The sequence below is a fragment of the Arthrobacter sp. PTI12 genome, from assembly GCF_056679915.1.
Map to the genome: position 1 here is coordinate 1680541 of NZ_CM155256.1, position 17084 is coordinate 1697624.

19 protein-coding genes are annotated in these 17084 nt (G+C 64.0%); 16 read left to right on the plus strand and 3 right to left on the minus strand.

Annotated elements, in window-relative coordinates; genetic code table 11:
• Positions 1-2 precede the first annotated feature (2 nt).
• Genes AC1MBU_RS08170 through AC1MBU_RS08180 form a run of 3 tightly spaced genes read left to right on the plus strand, consistent with a single transcriptional unit; the run spans position 3 to position 1969 of the window.
• Positions 3-659, plus strand: a complete 657-nt coding sequence (locus AC1MBU_RS08170; RefSeq protein WP_056548528.1) for a CoA transferase subunit B — start codon at positions 3-5, stop codon at positions 657-659.
• Positions 649-1164 carry a MaoC family dehydratase gene (locus AC1MBU_RS08175; RefSeq protein WP_479786914.1) on the plus strand — a complete coding sequence of 172 codons (516 nt, stop codon included), beginning with the start codon at positions 649-651 and terminating at the stop codon, positions 1162-1164. The genes AC1MBU_RS08170 and AC1MBU_RS08175 overlap by 11 nt, the downstream gene beginning before the upstream one ends.
• Positions 1157-1969 (plus strand): HpcH/HpaI aldolase/citrate lyase family protein, encoded by an 813-nt coding sequence (locus AC1MBU_RS08180; RefSeq protein WP_346028864.1) that lies wholly within the window; start codon positions 1157-1159, stop codon positions 1967-1969. The genes AC1MBU_RS08175 and AC1MBU_RS08180 overlap by 8 nt, the downstream gene beginning before the upstream one ends.
• A 24-nt stretch (positions 1970-1993) precedes the next feature.
• Here the strand turns inward: AC1MBU_RS08180 and AC1MBU_RS08185 are convergent, their stop codons facing one another.
• On the minus strand, positions 1994-2953 hold the full coding sequence (locus tag AC1MBU_RS08185; RefSeq protein WP_479786915.1) for an NAD-dependent epimerase/dehydratase family protein: 960 nt from the start codon (positions 2951-2953) through the stop codon (positions 1994-1996).
• Between the two features lie 121 nt (positions 2954-3074).
• On the opposite strand from AC1MBU_RS08185, the gene dxr reads away from it, so the two are divergent.
• The 10 genes from dxr (at position 3075) to AC1MBU_RS08235 (ending at position 12721) form a co-directional block, all read left to right on the plus strand.
• On the plus strand, positions 3075-4292 hold the full coding sequence (gene dxr / locus AC1MBU_RS08190) for a 1-deoxy-D-xylulose-5-phosphate reductoisomerase (protein ID WP_346028866.1): 1218 nt from the start codon (positions 3075-3077) through the stop codon (positions 4290-4292).
• Between the two features lie 27 nt (positions 4293-4319).
• Entirely contained in the window at positions 4320-5669 is a 1350-nt protein-coding gene (locus AC1MBU_RS08195) for a M50 family metallopeptidase (RefSeq protein ID WP_479786916.1), read from the plus strand.
• Positions 5670-5733: 64 nt separating this feature from the next.
• Entirely contained in the window at positions 5734-6354 is a 621-nt protein-coding gene (locus AC1MBU_RS08200) for a MarR family transcriptional regulator (RefSeq protein WP_277359202.1), read from the plus strand.
• On the plus strand, positions 6354-6788 hold the full coding sequence (locus tag AC1MBU_RS08205; RefSeq protein WP_479786918.1) for a hypothetical protein: 435 nt from the start codon (positions 6354-6356) through the stop codon (positions 6786-6788). Before AC1MBU_RS08200 ends, AC1MBU_RS08205 begins: the two co-directional genes overlap by 1 nt.
• Positions 6789-6805: 17 nt before the next feature.
• Positions 6806-7102 carry a YciI family protein gene (locus tag AC1MBU_RS08210; RefSeq protein WP_277359203.1) on the plus strand — a complete coding sequence of 99 codons (297 nt, stop codon included), beginning with the start codon at positions 6806-6808 and terminating at the stop codon, positions 7100-7102.
• A gap of 55 nt (positions 7103-7157) precedes the next feature.
• Positions 7158-8324, plus strand: a complete 1167-nt coding sequence (gene ispG / locus AC1MBU_RS08215) for a flavodoxin-dependent (E)-4-hydroxy-3-methylbut-2-enyl-diphosphate synthase (protein ID WP_056548510.1) — start codon at positions 7158-7160, stop codon at positions 8322-8324.
• A 67-nt stretch (positions 8325-8391) separates the two neighbouring features.
• Positions 8392-9171, plus strand: coding sequence for a GNAT family N-acetyltransferase (locus AC1MBU_RS08220; RefSeq protein ID WP_277359204.1), 780 nt, complete (start codon positions 8392-8394; stop codon positions 9169-9171).
• Positions 9172-9215: 44 nt separating this feature from the next.
• Positions 9216-10007, plus strand: coding sequence for a hypothetical protein (locus tag AC1MBU_RS08225; RefSeq protein ID WP_346028870.1), 792 nt, complete (start codon positions 9216-9218; stop codon positions 10005-10007).
• A 110-nt stretch (positions 10008-10117) separates the two neighbouring features.
• Positions 10118-11917, plus strand: coding sequence for a proline--tRNA ligase (locus tag AC1MBU_RS08230; protein WP_479786920.1), 1800 nt, complete (start codon positions 10118-10120; stop codon positions 11915-11917).
• Between the two features lie 9 nt (positions 11918-11926).
• Complete coding sequence (locus tag AC1MBU_RS08235; RefSeq protein ID WP_277359207.1) at positions 11927-12721, plus strand: sulfite exporter TauE/SafE family protein; 795 nt, start codon at positions 11927-11929, stop codon at positions 12719-12721.
• A gap of 6 nt (positions 12722-12727) precedes the next feature.
• Here AC1MBU_RS08235 and AC1MBU_RS08240 read toward each other — a convergent pair whose 3' ends face one another.
• Both AC1MBU_RS08240 and AC1MBU_RS08245 read right to left on the minus strand, forming a co-directional pair.
• Positions 12728-13732, minus strand: coding sequence for an aminoglycoside phosphotransferase family protein (locus AC1MBU_RS08240; RefSeq protein ID WP_479786922.1), 1005 nt, complete (start codon positions 13730-13732; stop codon positions 12728-12730).
• Positions 13733-13741: 9 nt separating this feature from the next.
• Positions 13742-14824 (minus strand): DUF4439 domain-containing protein, encoded by a 1083-nt coding sequence (locus AC1MBU_RS08245; RefSeq protein ID WP_277359209.1) that lies wholly within the window; start codon positions 14822-14824, stop codon positions 13742-13744.
• Between the two features lie 104 nt (positions 14825-14928).
• On the opposite strand from AC1MBU_RS08245, the gene rimP reads away from it, so the two are divergent.
• The 3 genes from rimP to AC1MBU_RS08260 all read left to right on the plus strand — a co-directional run bounded on the left by rimP (position 14929) and on the right by AC1MBU_RS08260 (position 16901).
• Positions 14929-15546: a ribosome maturation factor RimP gene (rimP, locus tag AC1MBU_RS08250; protein ID WP_277359210.1), complete on the plus strand. Its 618-nt coding sequence runs from the start codon at positions 14929-14931 to the stop codon at positions 15544-15546.
• 30 nt (positions 15547-15576) lie between these two features.
• The gene (gene nusA / locus AC1MBU_RS08255) at positions 15577-16548 is read left to right on the plus strand and encodes a transcription termination factor NusA (protein WP_277359211.1); all 972 of its coding nucleotides are present in this window, start codon (positions 15577-15579) and stop codon (positions 16546-16548) included.
• 74 nt (positions 16549-16622) lie between these two features.
• Positions 16623-16901, plus strand: coding sequence for a YlxR family protein (locus AC1MBU_RS08260; protein ID WP_082566066.1), 279 nt, complete (start codon positions 16623-16625; stop codon positions 16899-16901).
• The last annotated feature ends 183 nt before the right edge of the window (positions 16902-17084 follow it).

Below are 17084 nucleotides of genomic sequence, written 5' to 3' on the forward strand. Positions count from 1 at the left end.
CCATGGCCCTGACACGTAACGAACTGGCTGCGCGGGTGGCGCAGGAGCTGGAGAACGGGCAGTACGTGAACCTGGGCATCGGCATGCCCACGCTCATTCCCAACTACATTCCTGCAGGCGTTGAAGTGGTACTTCACTCGGAGAACGGAATCCTCGGTGTCGGACCGTATCCCACGGAGGACCAGCTGGACCCGGACCTGATCAACGCGGGCAAGGAGACTGTGACCGTCAATGACGGCGCGGCCTTCTTCGATTCCGCTTCCTCCTTCGGCATGGTGCGGGGAGGGCACGTCGACGTCGCTGTCCTCGGTGCCATGGAAGTTGCCGCCAACGGGGATCTGGCCAACTGGATGATCCCGGGCAAGATGGTCAAGGGCATGGGCGGCGCCATGGACCTGGTGTTCGGAGCCAAGCGGCTGATCGTCATGATGGAGCACGTGGACCGGAACTCCAACCCGAAGATTGTCGAGCGGTGCTCGCTGCCGCTGACGGGCAAGGGGTGCGTGGACCGCATCATCACCGACCTCGCCGTCATTGACGTGGATTCCGGGCGCAACTCAGGAACGCTGATCCTTCGTGAGACCGCTCCAGGAGTCAGCGTTGATGACGTGATCGCGGCCACCGGTGCCCCGTTGGAGGTCGACCTCGATGAGCGGTAAGGAACCAGCGCCCGGAACAGTGGTGCAGCGCGGCTTCTACTATGACGAACTGCAGACGGGCGTGGTGTATGCGCACCGTCCGGGCAGGACGCTCACTGAAGCGGACAACGTCCTGTTTACCACCATGACCATGAATACGCAGGCGCTGCATCTTGATGCTGCGTGGAGCGGGGAACAGCCCTTCGGGCAGCGGTTGGTGAACTCGATGCTGACGCTGGCGACCGTCGTCGGGCAGTCAGTCACGCAGCTCACGCAGGGGACCATCGTGGCGCAGCTGGGACTGACGGACATTTCCTTCCCCAAGCCGGTCTTCCATGGCGACACCCTGTACACCGAGACGGAGATCACCGAGAAGCGGCCGTCGAAGTCCCGCCCCGGCCAGGGGCTCGTGACCATGAAACATACCGGACGCAATCAGGACGGCGAGATCGTGGCGCTCGCTACCCGCACCGTCCTGATGTGGATGGCTGTGGCGCATGGAGTCGGGGAGCGCATTCATGACTGACTTCGGCATGGGCCCTGCCCTGCTCTTTTGCCCTGCTGACCGTCCCGAGCGGTACTCCAAGGCAGCAGAGCGCGCGGACGCCGTCATCCTCGACCTCGAAGACGCGGTTGCCCCTGAGAGCAAGGCAGCAGCCCGCGAAGCCCTGATCGCGAACCCGCTTGATCCTGCGAGGACCATCGTGCGGGTGAATCCCGCCCAGAGCCACGAGTTTGCGCTGGACCTGCAGGCGCTTCGGGACACCCAGTACCGCACGGTCATGCTGGCCAAGGCGGAGGGCGTAGAGGACCTGTGGTCGCTGAACGGTTTCAGTGTTGTCGCGCTCTGCGAGACGGCGTGCGGAGTGCTGAAGGCGACCGAGCTTGCCGAGGAACCCAACGTCGTCGCCCTCATGTGGGGAGCCGAGGACCTCGTCGCTTCCCTGGGTGGTACGGGCAGCCGCAAGGAGGACGGCAGTTACCGCGACATCGCGATGCATGCCCGCTCCACGGTCCTCCTGGCGGCGGCCGCTGCAGGGAAGCAGGCGATTGATTCGGTCTACGTCAATATCCCGGACGTGGACGGGCTCGCCGCGGAGGCGCGTGACGCCGTCGCTTCGGGGTTCGGTATGAAGGCCTGCATCCACCCTAGTCAGGTCAGCATCATTCGGGAGGCCTACCAGCCTTCGGCCGACGAGGAACAGTTCGCGCGCGACGTGCTGGCAGCGGCGCAGCACGAGGGCGGCGTCTTTACCTTCCGCGGCACTATGGTGGACGGGCCGATCCTCCGCCACGCAGAGCAGACCCTCCGCAGGGCTGGCCAGCCCTAACGCGATGGTGTGAGCGTTGCCGCCTCAGGCTCCGAGTGACATGAGCCGCTGTCGCGGTGACTGGCGGTACCACTGGAGGGTGCGCCTTATTCCTTCCGAATAGGCTGTGGGTTCCACCGGACCGAAGCATCCCTGAAACGCACTCCCATCCACTACATGCGGCTGGTGAAACTGGTAGAGCATTTCGGCGCCTTCCTGCGCCACTTTCCACACCAGACCGAGCGCCCGAGCGGTTCCGGCGCCTACACGAAGCGCGCGCACTCGGCTACCTGACTCGGCTTCGAGGATTGACAGGAACTTCCGGGCGGTTATTGCCGGCGGAGTAGGAATATGCCACACCGAACCATAGGACGCCTCCTGCTCACCGAGCTCGATCATTCCACGGGCAAAATCGTCAATGAACAGCGGGCCGAGCGGCTGATCCATCGCACCCACCCACACCGCCGGCGAACGGCCGACGGCGGCCCCGAAGAGGTTGCGGGCCAGGAGGGACTCAACCTGGGGTCCATAGAGTTCGGGTGCCCGCGCTATCACCGTCCGGACCTCGCCGCGGGAATGGCTGGCCAGAACGCGCTCAGCCAGCCACGCGCGCAACACCCCCTTGTCGCTGACCGGACGATAGGGCAGATCCTCCCTCATCGCACCTTCAACCCGGCCGTACATCCACGTGTCATCCGCGAAGACCATGACCGCACCTGCGGCTCGCGCGCCGGCCAACACACCATCAACGGCTTTGGGGAAGGCCTCTCTCCACTGCACAAAGGGGACGTTGACGGCGTTGTAGACAACAGCCGCTCCCCGGCACAGCTCAATCATCCGATCCGGGTCGGTTGCATCGCCGGCGGCAACCTCCACACCCTCCGGCACCGGTATGCTGCCGCTGCGGTTGATGGCCCGTACCTGACGGCCGCGCCGGACTAGTTCGCGTACCAGCGCTCTGCCGGTGCCGCCGCTGGCTCCGACCACCACATGAATGCCAGTCACTCGCCGTCCTCCGCTTCGATCGGCAACGATCAAGAAATATCCATACCTTGGCAGAGCAGGTGCAAAGGTACAAGAGGACGGTTGTTCCGCCTCGCTCAAGGCAGTGCGGGATACTGGGGAGATGGAGTTCCCGCTGCCCCAACCCGATCCTGCACAGTCCGCGCGTCGCGTCATCATTCTTGGATCCACCGGTTCAGTCGGTACCCAGGCCCTGGATGTCATCGCACAGTCTCCGCACCTGTTCACGGTCGCGGGTCTCTCCGCCGGAGGATCCAACCTGGCGCTGCTCGCTGAACAAGCGGTGAACGCCGAGTCTCCGGCGGTGGCCGCGGCGGCCAGCTCTGAGGAGGAACTCAACGCCGCTATCTCTGACGCCGCCCGGAAGGCAGGCAAAGCGGGGTACCGGCCGGAACTGCTCACTGGTCCCGACGCATCCGCCGGCCTTGCCGCCCGGCCGGACGCCGACGTCGTTCTCAATGCCATCACCGGTTCGATCGGCCTTGCACCTACTCTTGCAGCACTGAAGCAGGGCCATCTCCTGGCGCTCGCCAACAAGGAATCGCTCATCACCGGCGGTCAACTGGTCCGTGACGCGGCCCGTCCGGGGCAGATCGTTCCCGTCGATTCTGAGCACTCCGCCATTGCCCAGGCACTCCGCTCCGGAACCGCCGAGGAGGTCCAGCGCCTGGTGCTCACAGCTTCCGGCGGACCGTTCCGCGGTCGGTCCCGCGCCGAAATGGCGTCGGTCACCCCTGCGGAAGCACTCGCCCACCCCACCTGGGACATGGGGCTGATGGTCACTACCAACTCCGCCACCATGGTGAACAAGGCCCTCGAGGTGATTGAGGCGCACCTGCTGTTTGACGTGCCGCTCGACCGGATCGGCGTCGTCGTGCACCCGCAATCCGTGGTGCACTCGATGGTGGAGTTCATTGACGGCTCCACCATCGCCCAGGCCTCGCCGCCCGACATGCGCCTGCCCATCGCCCTCGGTATCGGCTGGCCAGACCGCGTACGCGGCGCAGCATCGGCGTGCGACTGGACCACGGCCACCTCCTGGACGTTTGAACCGCTGGATGAGGACGCATTCCCCGCCGTTGCGCTCGCAAAGGACGCAGCGGCGCGCGGGGGGACCTTCATGGCGGTCTACAACGCAGCAAACGAGGAGGCAGTAACGGCATTCCACGCCGGCCGGATCCGCTTTACGGATATCGTGGACACCGTGCGCGCCGTGGTCGAAGACCATACCAGCGAAGCGCACCTCACCCTGCAGTCAGTGCTCGACGCCGAAACCTGGGCACGGCGCCGGGCTCGGATTCGTTGTGGTTTCCAGGACTGAGACTTACCAGCGAGAAGGAACTGACGAGTGACCATTGTGCTGTTCATAGCCGGCGTGCTCTTTGTGGCCGTCGGTATCGCGGCCTCCATCGCGCTGCATGAGGTGGGACACCTGGTGCCCGCGAAACTCTTCCGGGTGCGGGTCACGCAGTACATGATCGGGTTCGGTCCCACCATTTTCTCCCGTCGCAGGGGCGAAACCGAGTACGGCATCAAGGCCCTCCCGCTGGGCGGCTACGTGTCCATGGTCGGTATGTTCCCTCCGGCGAAGAAGGCCGACGGCGGCGCAACAGTCCGCCAGTCCAGCACCGGTATGTTCCAGCAGCTTGCAGCAGATGCCCGCCAGGCGGCAGCCGAACAGCTCCAGCCCGGTGACGAGTTCAGGGTGTTCTACAAGCTGCCCATCTGGAAGCGGATTGTGATCATGCTCGGTGGGCCGCTGATGAACCTGCTGATCGGCATCATCATGTTCGCCGTCCTCATCATGGGCTTCGGATCCGCGCAGGCAACCACCAGGGTCTCGGAGGTGTATCAGTGTGTGGTTGCGGCCGATCAGCAGCAGGAAACCGGTCAGACAGACTGCGGCCCCGCGGATCCGGCCGCTCCCGCTTTCGAAGCCGGGCTCCAGCCGGGGGACCGCATCGTAGCTTTCGACGGACGCGAGGTGACGAGTTGGAGCGAACTCTCGTCCTGGATCCGGGATGCAGCCGGTCAGGAAGTGCCGATCACCTACGTTCGGGACGGCGAGACGATCAACGAAACCATTGAGCCGCTGCTCACCGAGCGCCCCGTCCCCGACGTCGATGGCAGGGCAATGCTCAATGACGACGGCACCCCGGTCATGCAGGAAGTCGGTTTCATCGGGGTCGGGTCCCAGCAGGAACTGGTGCCGCAGCCGGCTTCGGAAGTGATGCCGGCGGTGGGCGAGAGCCTGGTCCGCGTGACCGGCGTCGTGCTCAATCTGCCTCAACGTGTCGCGCAGGTGGCCGAAGCCGCGTTCTCCGACGCACCGCGTGATCCGAATGGCCCCATCAGCGTGGTGGGTGTCGGCCGGATCGCCGGGGAGGTCTCCGCTATGGAGGAAATCCCCTTGGAAGCCCGTGCAGCGACGTTGGTCGGCCTGGTGGGAGGCGTGAACCTGGCGCTGTTCGTGTTCAACCTGATTCCGCTCCTGCCGCTCGACGGCGGCCATGTAGCCGGCGCGCTGTGGGAGGGACTGCGGCGCGGCGTGGCTAAACTCTTCAAACGCCCGGACCCGGGGCCATTTGATATGGCGAAGCTGCTGCCCGTGACCTACGCCGTCGCGATTCTGCTGATGGGAATGGGTGCGCTTCTCATTTACGCCGACATTGTGAAGCCGGTGGATCTTTTCGGCTAGGTTGAATTCATAAATTCACCTTAAATAGGTTGAATCTCTAAGATCAACCTTCTAAGGTTCCAGTATGTACGTTCTGACGATCGATCAGCGGAACAGCACCAACGAGCCCGACCGCGTTCCCGCCCTGCTCAACTATCTGGAGGGGGTCCCCGCAGCCGTTCCGTTCGAGCGGTCAGTGGGGGATGAGATCCAGGGAGTCCTGGCGGCCGGGGAAGACGTTGTTGAAGCTGCGTTGCGCTGCCTGCGTTCCGGCGGATGGTACGTCGGCATCGGCATCGGCACAGTGGAGCTTCCGCTGCCGCCGACCCCGCGCGAGGGAAGGGGGAGCGCCTTCGTGGCTGCAAGAGCCGCCGTCGAGCGGGCAAAGAAAACAGGTGACCGTGCGCCGCTCGCCGTGGAGGGTGCAGACGGCGCCGCTGACGCGGAAGGGGTGCTCTCGCTCATTGGACGGTTCGTCATGCACCGGACAGATGCGGAGTGGCGCATTCTGGACCTGCTCGAACCGCAACAGAGAGGGAGCCAATCGGCGGTGGCCAGGACGCTGGATATCAGCCCGCAGGCGGTCAGTAAGGCGGTCTTCCGATCAGCCTGGATCGAAGAGTGGGCTGCCCGTCCCGCCGCCGCAGTATTGTTGCAGCTGGCAAGTGCAGATGCTGGGCATACCGCAGATGGGGTAAGGGAATAGTGGAATTTTTTTGGGGCGTTATGGCGCTCGTCGTTGCAGGCGGCCTGGGCTCTCCCATCACGCTCGCCGTCCTGCGCCTGGCGCGTGCTGTTGATGACCAGAAGCGGCCCCCTGCCCCCGTCACCAACAGTGAGACGCCCGCTGTCGAGGTAACGGGTGAAACGGAAGCGGCGGTCGAGGAGACCGCTCCGGACACACCGGGTGTGCTCCGCGGCGGGCTGGTGATCGGCATCCTGGAGCGCACGGGTGTGGCGCTCGCAATTCTATTGAACGAACCGGTTGCCATTGCCTACGTCGTTGCTATCAAGGGACTGGGGCGTTACGCGGAGCTGAAGGAAACGCCCGCGGCCGCCGAACGGTTCATCATCGGGACGCTGACGTCGTTGTTGTGGGCCTGCGCTGTCGCGGGACTCACAGCTGCCTACCTGCTCTGATCACGTAGGGTGGAGCCATGAGTGTTTTCGCAGTCGAGTACGTGTATGGCGCTGAATCCGCAGCCAGCCGGGATGAGTACCGTCCCGCACACCGGGAGTGGCTGAACCAGCTGGTCAGCCAGGGAAACGTCCTTGCATCCGGCCCTTTCGTGGACAATGCGGGAGCGCTGCTGCTTTTCGTCGCGGACGGTGAAGCGCAGCTCAATGAGCTGCTGAAGCAGGATCCTTTTGCCGCTGCAGGTGTCATCTCCGCGGTCAAGACAACGCAGTGGAATCCAGTGATTGGCGTTCTCGCCGAACATGCGGATCGCTGACTGATCGGTAGCGATCAGAAACGTATCCATCAAGAATCTAGCCCTGGAGGACATTTTGACCTCGGTCAACCTCGGAATGCCTGCCGCTCCGCCGCCAACACTGGCACCGCGGCGCAAGACCCGCCAGATCAAGGTGGGTTCCGTAGGGGTGGGCTCGGACTCGCCTATCAGCGTGCAGTCAATGACCACCACGCCCACCACGGACATCAACGCCACCCTGCAGCAGATCGCCGAGCTGACGGCTTCAGGCTGCGACATCGTCCGGGTGGCCTGCCCCTCCGCAGATGACGCCGAAGCGCTGCCCATCATCGCCAGGAAGTCGCAGATACCGGTTATCGCGGACATCCACTTCCAGCCGAAGTACGTGTTTGCAGCCATCGATGCGGGCTGTGCTGCTGTCCGGGTCAACCCCGGCAATATCCGGAAGTTCGATGACCAGGTCAAGGAAATCGCCGCCGCCGCGAAGGCTGCAGGGACGTCCATCCGAATCGGCGTCAATGCCGGCTCCCTCGACCCGCGCCTGCTTCAGAAGTACGGCAAGGCAACTCCTGAGGCGCTCGTTGAATCGGCCGTCTGGGAAGCCTCCCTGTTCGAGGAACACGATTTCCACGACTTCAAGATTTCCGTCAAGCACAATGACCCAGTGGTGATGGTGCGCGCCTATGAGCTGCTCGCTGAGCGGGGCGACTGGCCCTTGCACCTGGGTGTGACTGAAGCCGGCCCGGCCTTCCAGGGCACCATCAAGTCGGCCACTGCGTTCGGGGCACTACTCGCCAAGGGAATCGGGGACACCATCCGGGTCTCGCTCTCAGCGCCTCCCGTGGAAGAAATCAAAGTCGGGAACCAGATTCTGCAGTCGCTGAACCTGCGCCCGCGCAAGCTGGATATAGTCTCCTGTCCGTCCTGCGGCCGCGCCCAGGTGGACGTGTATACCCTCGCCGAGCAGGTGACCGCTGGGCTCGAGGGCATGGAGGTCCCGTTGCGGGTCGCGGTCATGGGTTGCGTGGTGAACGGTCCCGGCGAAGCACGTGAAGCTGACCTCGGCGTTGCCTCCGGAAACGGGAAGGGGCAGATTTTCGTCAAGGGAGAGGTCATTAAGACTGTTCCTGAGGACCAGATTGTTGAGACACTCATTGAAGAAGCAATGAGGATTGCAGAAGAGATGGGCGAAACCGATGGCGAAACTGCTGGCTCGGGTAGCCCCGTGGTTTCCGTCCGGTAAGCACACCCCGGGCGGAGTTGCATTCCGTACCCTGGGCGGGAAAGACACCTGTGATCTCTGGCAGCTGGTGAACACAGACAGCACGGCCAATGTCTTCATGGCTGCGCATCTGGAGGCAGCAGGAACGGCGGCACCTTCGTCGTCGGGCGGTGAAGTGATCGGCGCGTTCCACGATTCACGCATGGTCTCCGCATGCTGGACCGGGGTCAACCTTGTTCCTGTGGGGATGGCGGGTAGCGATGCCGCCGCCCTGGGAACCCTCCTCGGGGAGAGCGGCCGCCGCTTTTCCTCCATTTTTGGTCCCGCGGCTTCCGTGATGGGCATTTGGTCCACGTTGAGTTCCTTCAGCGCGGAGCCGTTCGACGTCCGGTCCGAGCAACCGCTGTTGGAGATCCGGGAGCCGTCGCCGGTGCCGCCCACCTCCACCCTCCGGCATACCAAACCGTCTGAGTTGGAAAAGATCCTGCCCGCATGCGCGGCCATGTTTGAGGAGGAAGTGGGCTACTCCCCGTATGTCGGCGGCGAGGAGCACTACCGGCGGCGAGTGGCCAACCTGATTCGAAGGCGGCACTCGCTGGTGGATTTCGACGACGCCGGCCAGGTGATCTTCAAGGCGGAACTGGGAACGGTTTCGGCCACTACTGCCCAGGTCCAGGGTGTCTGGATCAATCCCGCTTACCGCGGGCAGGGGCTGGGTGCAGGCTATATGTCGGCGGTGGTGAACGAGGCGCTCAAGCTTGCACCCGTTGTCAGTCTCTACGTCAATTCATTCAACACACGTGCCCTGGCGCTGTACCGGACCGTCGGGTTTACCCGGACGGGTGAGTTTGCGACGGTGCTCTTCTGAACCGTTTCGCCGCCGCTCCTCCCCGCCGTCCTGAAAGGTCAACCATGAGGCGTGTGGTTCGTCTTGCCGGCGGATTAACGCTGGTTCTCGCGTTGACGGCCTGCACCGCGGATCCGCCGCGCGGACAGCCGCCGGAACAGCCATCCCAAACCGCGGCGCAAACAGCCGCTCCGGCTTCAGGGACGCCGGCCCCGGCCACATCCAGTCCAACGGCAACCCCTTCTTCCACACCGGGCAGCGGGTCCCGACTGAGCGCCGAACAGCTCGAGGCGGTGCTGGCGGCAGTCAGCGAGGCGGAGTCCCTTAATGCGCAGATCATCGCTGACGCGGAGCTGCGCGCCCTTGAGGAGGAGGGAGCCCGCGGGGCAGAGGACATCGTGGTCACTCCCGAGGAGTGCAACGTGTACGCGGAATCCAGTACGGAGAGCCTTTCCGCTGAAGCCAGCCGCGCAGCGATGACCTTCGCGGGGGAGTCCTCGCTGCAGCCGGACACCGTGAGTCTCTCCGGCCTCGCCTCGGAGGAAGCAGCCCGCACGCAGCTACGCGCCGGCAGGGACCAGTTGGACGCCTGCTCAGAGTTCACCATGGAGGTATCCAACCAGGAGATCAGAACCACCGTCTCCGAGGTTGACGTTGATACTGCCGCGGATGAGGACCTTGCCCTGCGCACCACCGCGCAGGTTCCGGGAACCATCCAGGAATCCATTACGGTGCGTGCCGTCGTGGGCAGCACCGTCGTTGACGTTTTGGTGGGCGGCTCTCCCGATCCGGCAGCCGATGCGGCGCGCGCTGAACGCCTCACGGATCTCGTGGCGGCTGAGCTCCGCGCGCGCTGAGACTGCCTGTCACCGGCAACCCGCCGGACCGGTTAGATTGGTAGGTGTTGTTGCTGCCGCCCTGATCCTAGAACCGCGGCAGAAAAGTGCCAAAGAAACGGATTCCAAGCGTGGTCCTTCGACTCTCCACTCTTTTCCTGCGCACGCTGCGCGAAGATCCCGCCGAAGCTGAGGTGGCAAGTCATCGCCTGCTCCTGCGCGCAGGCTACATCCGCCGCGCCGCTCCCGGAATCTACAGTTGGCTTCCGCTGGGCCTGAAGGTGCTCGCCAGGGTGGAGTCCATCATTCGCGAGGAGATGGACGCGATTGGTGCGCAGGAGGTTCACTTCCCTGCGCTCCTGCCGAAGGAGCCTTACGAGGCAACCAACCGCTGGACCGAGTACGGCGAAGGGATCTTCCGCCTGAAGGACCGCAAGGACGCGGACTACCTTTTGGCGCCTACGCATGAGGAAATGTTCACCCTGCTGGTGAAGGACCTGTACAACTCCTACAAGGACCTCCCGCTCAGCCTCTACCAGATCCAGACGAAATACCGTGATGAGGCCCGGCCGCGGGCAGGACTCCTGCGCGGCCGTGAATTCATCATGAAAGACTCCTACTCGTTCGACATCGACGACGCCGGCCTGGAACGCAGCTATGAGCTGCACCGGGAAGCGTACCTGCGCATTTTCTCCCGGCTGGGACTCGATGTCATCCCGGTCGCCGCGACAGCCGGCGCCATGGGAGGCTCCCGGAGTGAGGAGTTCCTGCACCCTTCCGCAATCGGCGAGGACACTTTTGTAGTGTCCGACGGCGGTTACGCGGCGAACGTCGAGGCCGTCACCACAGTGGTGCCCTCCGAGCTGGATTACGCGGACGCGCAGCCGGCGGAAGTTCGGGATACCCCGGACACTCCGACGATCGAAACGCTGGTTGATCACGCCAACGCCGCGCTGCCTCGGCAGGATCGTCCCTGGTCGGCCGCAGACACGCTGAAGAACGTGGTGCTGGCCGTGGTCCTGCCTACCGGTGGGCGCCAGCTGGTGGTGATTGGTGTTCCCGGTGACCGCAGCGTGGACCTCAAGCGGATCGAAGCCAACATCGGTCTCCACCTGTCCGTCAGCGGAGAGGTAACTGTGGAGGCTGCAACTGATGAGGACCTCAAGAAGCACCCGGGCCTCGTCAAGGGCTACATAGGGCCCGGCCTGAGCCTTGACGCGGCAGTACTTGGGTCGAAGGGCTCCACCGGCCTGACGTTCCTGGTTGACCCGCGCATCGTGTCCGGGACCACCTGGGTGACCGGCGCCAACGTCCGCGGGAAGCACGTCTTCGGGCTCGTTGCCGGCCGGGACTTCACCTGGGACGGGGTGATCGAATCCGTCGAAGTGCGTGTTGGAGATGAAGCTCCTGACGGCTCCGGTCCGCTCCGTACCCAGCGCGGCATCGAAATGGGCCACATCTTCCAGCTCGGGCGAAAGTATGCCGAGGCACTGCACCTCAAGGTTCTGGACCAGAACGGCAAGCTGACCACGGTCACCATGGGTTCCTACGGCGTCGGAGTCACACGAGCGGTGGCCGCACTGGTGGAATCCAACCGTGACGACAAGGGCATCATCTGGCCGCGGAACGTGGCACCGGCTGACGTTCATCTAGTAGCAACAGGCAAGGGTGACGAGGTATTTGCCGCGGCAGAGCAGCTTGCCGGGGAGCTTGAGGCCAGGGGACTGAGTGTCATGTTCGATGACCGCCCGAAGGTCTCGCCCGGGGTGAAGTTCGGCGATGCCGAGCTGATCGGTATTCCGACCATCGTCGTCGTCGGACGCGGGCTGGCCGAAGGCCACATCGAGGTCAAGGACCGCCGTTCGGGCACAAGCGAGAACGTCGCTGTTGCCGACGTCGTCGATCATCTGCATGCGCTGATCAGCGCCTGAGGCGCGTCGATGATGTCCGGGCTGGAGGAGATCCAGCTCTCTACGATCGTGCTTGTCGTGGTAGCCGGCTTTGCCGCGGGGTGGGTCGACGCCGTCGTTGGCGGGGGCGGCCTGCTCCAGCTTCCCGCGCTGCTGATGGTTCCCGGCATCACGCCGGTGCAGGCGCTGGCCACGAACAAGATGGGCTCCATCTTCGGGACCACAACAAGTGCCATCACCTACTTTCGTCGTGCGAGACCGGATCTCCGGACGGCGGTACCGATGGCGCTGGTTGCGCTCGTGGGCAGTTTCGGCGGCGCGATGCTGGCGGCGTTCCTTCCGGCTTCGGTGTTCAAGCCGATCATCATCGTCGCCCTCGTCGCCGTCGCGATCTTCACCGCGTTCCGGCCTACCGTCGGTACCCTGACCAAACTCCGGTATACGGGCCACCGGCACTACGGGACGGCCGGGGCGATCGGTCTGGTCATCGGTTTCTACGACGGCCTGATTGGGCCCGGCACGGGTTCATTCCTGATCATCGCGATGGTCACGCTGCTCGGGTACAGCTTCCTCGGTGCCAGCGCCAAGGCGAAGATAGTGAACATGGCAACCAATTTCGGCGCCCTGGTTTTCTTCCTGCCCAACGGATCTCTGCTGTGGGGGCTCGGACTGATCCTTGGCGGCGCCAACATGGTGGGCGGCTACCTGGGATCCCGGATGGCCATCACCCGCGGCAGCACCTTCATCCGGGTGGTGTTCCTGGCCGTGGTCGGTGCGCTTATCGTGAAGCTCGGTTACGACGTCTGGGTGGAGAATATCCGCTGACGCCGTTCAGGGCGCCGTCAGCCGGGCCGCCGGCGGCAGGTTCTCCAGCGGTTTGCGCAGCAGGTTGCTCGCCACCCAGAGTGAGCGGTCCGCGTCGTCCGATCTGCCTTCCCTCAGGTAGTCCAGCGCGTTATCAACCTCCCGGACCACCGACCAGTCGCGGGCCAGCATCGGATCCAGATCCGCAGCGAGTGCCAGATCCGTGCAGCGATCACGCAGATGGCTGGCAGGGTCAACCGCAGAGAGCTCACTGATCCGGTTCCAGAGCATCGGCGCCACCGCGAACTCCGCATCGCCCAGGAGCGGTTTCGGATCGATCGCCAGAAACTGCCGGGGATCTCCAAGGACCGGCAGGATGTTCAGGTAGTGCAGGTCGGAGTGAACCAGCACATCGTGATTCCGGCGTCGGCCAACTGCGCCGTGCAGCTGGCACACCTCGAGTGCGTACTCCAGCAGCCAACGGTCAAAGGGGCGCCCGAGGGCCTCCCATTCAAGCGGCAGCGTATCTGTCCACTGTTCTGCCTGGTCGGCAACAGAGGGAAGGGAGAACCAGCGGGGATCGGAACCGGCCGCACCAGCCGGAGGAATCGAGAGCCGACGCATGATCGATCCCCAGATGTCGGTGGTCTCGGCCAGCGGCAACTCAGCCAGGGATGAGTCCCCGTCCAGCCGCTCAAGCAGCAGGACGAAATCTTCCGGCGCACTGTCCAGGAGTCCGACGGCGCCGCGTCCCTCCCACAGTGCTAGCGCGTCCGGCTCAGGAACTGCCTCCGCGTGCGGGACGGTAATCTTGAGGACGGCCGGCCGTCCGTCGGTGCGGACAACCGGAAGCACGACGGCGCAGTGACCGCTCCATGGCTCAGCTCCCGGTTCCAGCTCAAGAACCAGATCCCATGTCTCGAGGTAGCGGTTTGCGATGTCAGCCCAGGCTTCCACCCACGCCCTGCCACCCGGCAGGTTCAGCACCTTGCGCACAAGGGTGCGCGGGAGCTCGATGTTGCGTGCGTCCACCCGCTAAGACTAGCTGCCCGGCCCGGACAGCTGCGGGTACTGGTCCGGGTTGATACCGGGAAACGCCTCGGGTTCTCCGCCGGCGGGCACGCTGTCCGCGGATTCAAAGGAATACTGCGCTGTACCGACCAGTTGCCGTAATGCCCAGTCACGCAACGGTCCGCGCCCGCTCATACCGACCAGGTCCGCGTAGGTACCGACCAGCGACTCCTCCAAATCCCGCAAGGCGGGTCCAGGATCAGCCAGGAACACTTCGTCCAGCGCATAGGCCGCGGCCGGCAGGGGCTCAGCGACGCAGTGCCGGGTCAAAACGGCCGAACCCACGGCCGCCGCGGCTTCGTGCTGCGCCATCCGTTGCAGAAGCTGTGCGGGGTCGGCGGAACGGGCCGCAACCACTTCATAGGCGTAGGCTGCACGCTGTTCGGCGAGTACGGCTGTCCGGGCACCGGCCAGGCCGCTAACAGCCGTGAGCGTTGTCTCCGGCGGGCAGGTGGGGGCGTCGTCGTCGTACTGTATCTCCGGAACAGGAATCGCAGGCGGCTCCTCGCCCAGGCTCGCTGCAAGCGTGCGGCTCCGGAGCCACTGGGCAGTCGCAGCCGATGCCAGCACCCGTGCCGGCCCGGCGTCAACCACCGCTGCTGCTTCAAAGGCACCGGTGTAGGAGTTCCTGAGGCCGCTCAGAAGGTCTGCCGGCGTTGGAGTATCCGGCGATGCGGACGGCGATGCAGGTGCGGATGGTGGTGCCGCCGGGAAAGCGGAAGGGGTGGGCTCGGGGGAGCTGGCTCCAGGGCGCAGGGCGATCGCGTGCAACCGGAGCATCCCGGCCAGCGCCGCGTAATCAGGTCCGGCCGGAGGAGCGGCATCTTCGAGAAAGGCGGCGGCTTCAGCGAGGGTCTGCGCCGCTTGCGTTCCCTCGCTGAGGGCCAGTTCGGAGGCGCTCGGCTCAGGCTCCGGGGACCCTCTGCCGATGACGAGCCCGATCGAAGCCACGAGAAGGAGGATCAACAGCAGTATCACCGTGCGGACAACACGCCACACTGCTGCCTTGAAGCCGCTGCCGGTGGAGGCGGAACGGGCCTTCGAGTGCGTCACAACCGATCATCATGCCATGCGGACGACCGTTCCGTGTGCCATTCACCGACCTGTCATAAAGTCGTTAGGGTAGTAGCTACAAGATCATCGAGCGGGAGGCGGCAATGGCGGGTAAATCCGGCAAGCAGAACACTGCTGCAAGGCAAGACACTTCCATACCCCGCCGGAATCCGGCCCCTGCGCACCTCGATGCGGCGGCTGAGGCCGAACGGCTGCGGGAGTTCCTGCGCCCCACAGTGGAACGGCACAAGCTTCTCCTCGAAGACGTTGAAGTCCGCATCGTCGGCAGCCACCGTACCCTCCATGTGGTGGTGGATCTGCCGGATGACGGCGTCGACGGCGTGAGTCTTGACACTGTCTCCGAGGTGTCCCAGAGCGTCTCCAATGCTCTCGATAATGATCCGGGGGATGATGGACGCCCCTACAATCTGGAGGTTTCCTCACCCGGAGTTTCCAGGCCGTTGACCCAGCCACGTCACTGGCGAAGGAATATCGGCAGGTTGGTTGATGTGAGACTTGTCGATGGCGAGGTGCTGGAAGGCCGCTTGATTGATGCTGATGAGACGTCGGTGTCGCTAAAGCCGCTGATGACGGTCAAGAAGGGCACCAAACCGAAGTTCGGGGAAGATCGGGCAATTCCCTACGACAAAATCCGCAAGGGGACCGTCCAGGTTGAATTCGCCCACGCTGATGCCGAGGAATCCGGCGGCAACAATGACTGATTACCACCGCTGGTTGCTGAGGAGGCCCCAATGGACATAGATATGAGCGCTCTGCGGCTACTGGAACGGGAACGCGAGATCCCCCTTGAACTGCTGATCCCCACGATCGAGCAGGCACTCCTTGTTGCCTACCACAAGACCACAGGTGCGCAGGAGATTGCCCGGGCGGAGCTGGACCGGCGGACGGGCCACGTCACCATCTGGGCTACCGAGGTCGACGACGACGGCGTGGCCGTGGGGGAGTTCGACGACACACCGACCGGTTTCGGACGGATCGCGGCGAGCACAGCTCGTCAGATCATCCTGCAGCGGCTGCGCGATGCGGAGGATGACAACATCCTCGGCGAATTCCGCGGTAAGGAAGGCGAGCTCGTGGCCGGCCTTATCCAGCAGGGCAACAACCCCCACATGATCCAGGTGAACCTGGGCTCAGTTGAGGCATTGCTTCCGCCGCCCGAGCAGGTACCCGGTGAAAAATACCTGCACGGTACCCGCTTGCGCGCTTTCGTCATTGACGTCCACCGCGGGATGAAGGGTCCGTCCATCACGCTCTCGCGGTCGCACCCCGGTCTCGTCCGGAAGCTGTTCGAGCTCGAGGTACCGGAGATCGCCGACAAGAGCGTGGAAATCGTCGCGTTGGCAAGGGAAGCCGGCCACCGCACCAAGATCGCTGTGAAGGCACATGTTCCCGGAGTGAACGCCAAGGGCGCCTGTATCGGAGAGATGGGATCACGCGTCCGCGCCGTGATGAACGAGCTCAACGACGAAAAGATCGACATTGTTGACTACAGCGACGATCCAGCCACCTTCATTGCCAGCTCACTCTCGCCGTCGCGGGTTTCATCGGTGACCATCACTGATGAAAAAACCCGCAGCGCCCGGGTGGTTGTGCCGGACTACCAGCTGTCACTCGCCATCGGCAAGGAAGGCCAGAACGCGCGGCTCGCCGCGAAGCTGACCGGATGGCGGATCGACATCGCCTCGGACGCCGCCGGCGCGTGAAGCACCGGGGCTCGCCTCAATAAACCCGCCGATGCGTCATATCGAGATGCTTGGCGCTAGAATGGATAGGGCTTATGTCGTTACGTCATCAACCGGTACGAACCTGTATCGGTTGCCGAAGTCGTGATGACCAAGCCAATCTGGTTCGATGGTCAGCGGTCAACCGCAGCGGCGTCACTGTCGCCGAGGTGGATCACCGCCGTCAGCTAGCGGGCAGGGGTGCCTGGTTGCATCCCCGACCGTCCTGTGTGGAGCTTGCGCTCAAACGCAAAGCGTTCAACCGCGCCTTTCGTGGTGTCGTTGATTCGCAGAGTGTTGAGCAGTGGCTGCACACACTCCGGGGCACCTCCTGATGGAGGTTCCCCGCACGTACACCGTCCTCCCTGAAAGCGGGTCAGAAAACTGATGGAAACCCGATGAGTACCCAGCGATGAGTGCCCAACGATGAACAATCTGTTGAGCTCTGCAATCAGCGCGTCAGCTGCCCCGGCGGCTGGGGTCTGCAGTAGGAATTAGACGGTTCGCTCCTGACTCGG

Excerpts from the sequence above, each read along its gene's own strand:
- dxr (WP_346028866.1), top strand. The coding sequence starts at position 3,075 with ATGGAGTTCCCGCTGCCCCAACCCGATCCTGCACAGTCCGCGCGTCGC.
- AC1MBU_RS08225 (WP_346028870.1), top strand. The coding sequence starts at position 9,216 with ATGAGGCGTGTGGTTCGTCTTGCCGGCGGATTAACGCTGGTTCTCGCG.
- AC1MBU_RS08235 (WP_277359207.1), top strand. The coding sequence starts at position 11,927 with ATGATGTCCGGGCTGGAGGAGATCCAGCTCTCTACGATCGTGCTTGTC.
- AC1MBU_RS08180 (WP_346028864.1), top strand. The coding sequence starts at position 1,157 with ATGACTGACTTCGGCATGGGCCCTGCCCTGCTCTTTTGCCCTGCTGAC.
- AC1MBU_RS08210 (WP_277359203.1), top strand. The coding sequence starts at position 6,806 with ATGAGTGTTTTCGCAGTCGAGTACGTGTATGGCGCTGAATCCGCAGCC.
- nusA (WP_277359211.1), top strand. The coding sequence starts at position 15,577 with ATGGACATAGATATGAGCGCTCTGCGGCTACTGGAACGGGAACGCGAG.
- AC1MBU_RS08260 (WP_082566066.1), top strand. The coding sequence starts at position 16,623 with ATGTCGTTACGTCATCAACCGGTACGAACCTGTATCGGTTGCCGAAGT.
- AC1MBU_RS08170 (WP_056548528.1), top strand. The coding sequence starts at position 3 with ATGGCCCTGACACGTAACGAACTGGCTGCGCGGGTGGCGCAGGAGCTG.
- AC1MBU_RS08200 (WP_277359202.1), top strand. The coding sequence starts at position 5,734 with ATGTACGTTCTGACGATCGATCAGCGGAACAGCACCAACGAGCCCGAC.
- rimP (WP_277359210.1), top strand. The coding sequence starts at position 14,929 with ATGGCGGGTAAATCCGGCAAGCAGAACACTGCTGCAAGGCAAGACACT.
- AC1MBU_RS08175 (WP_479786914.1), top strand. The coding sequence starts at position 649 with ATGAGCGGTAAGGAACCAGCGCCCGGAACAGTGGTGCAGCGCGGCTTC.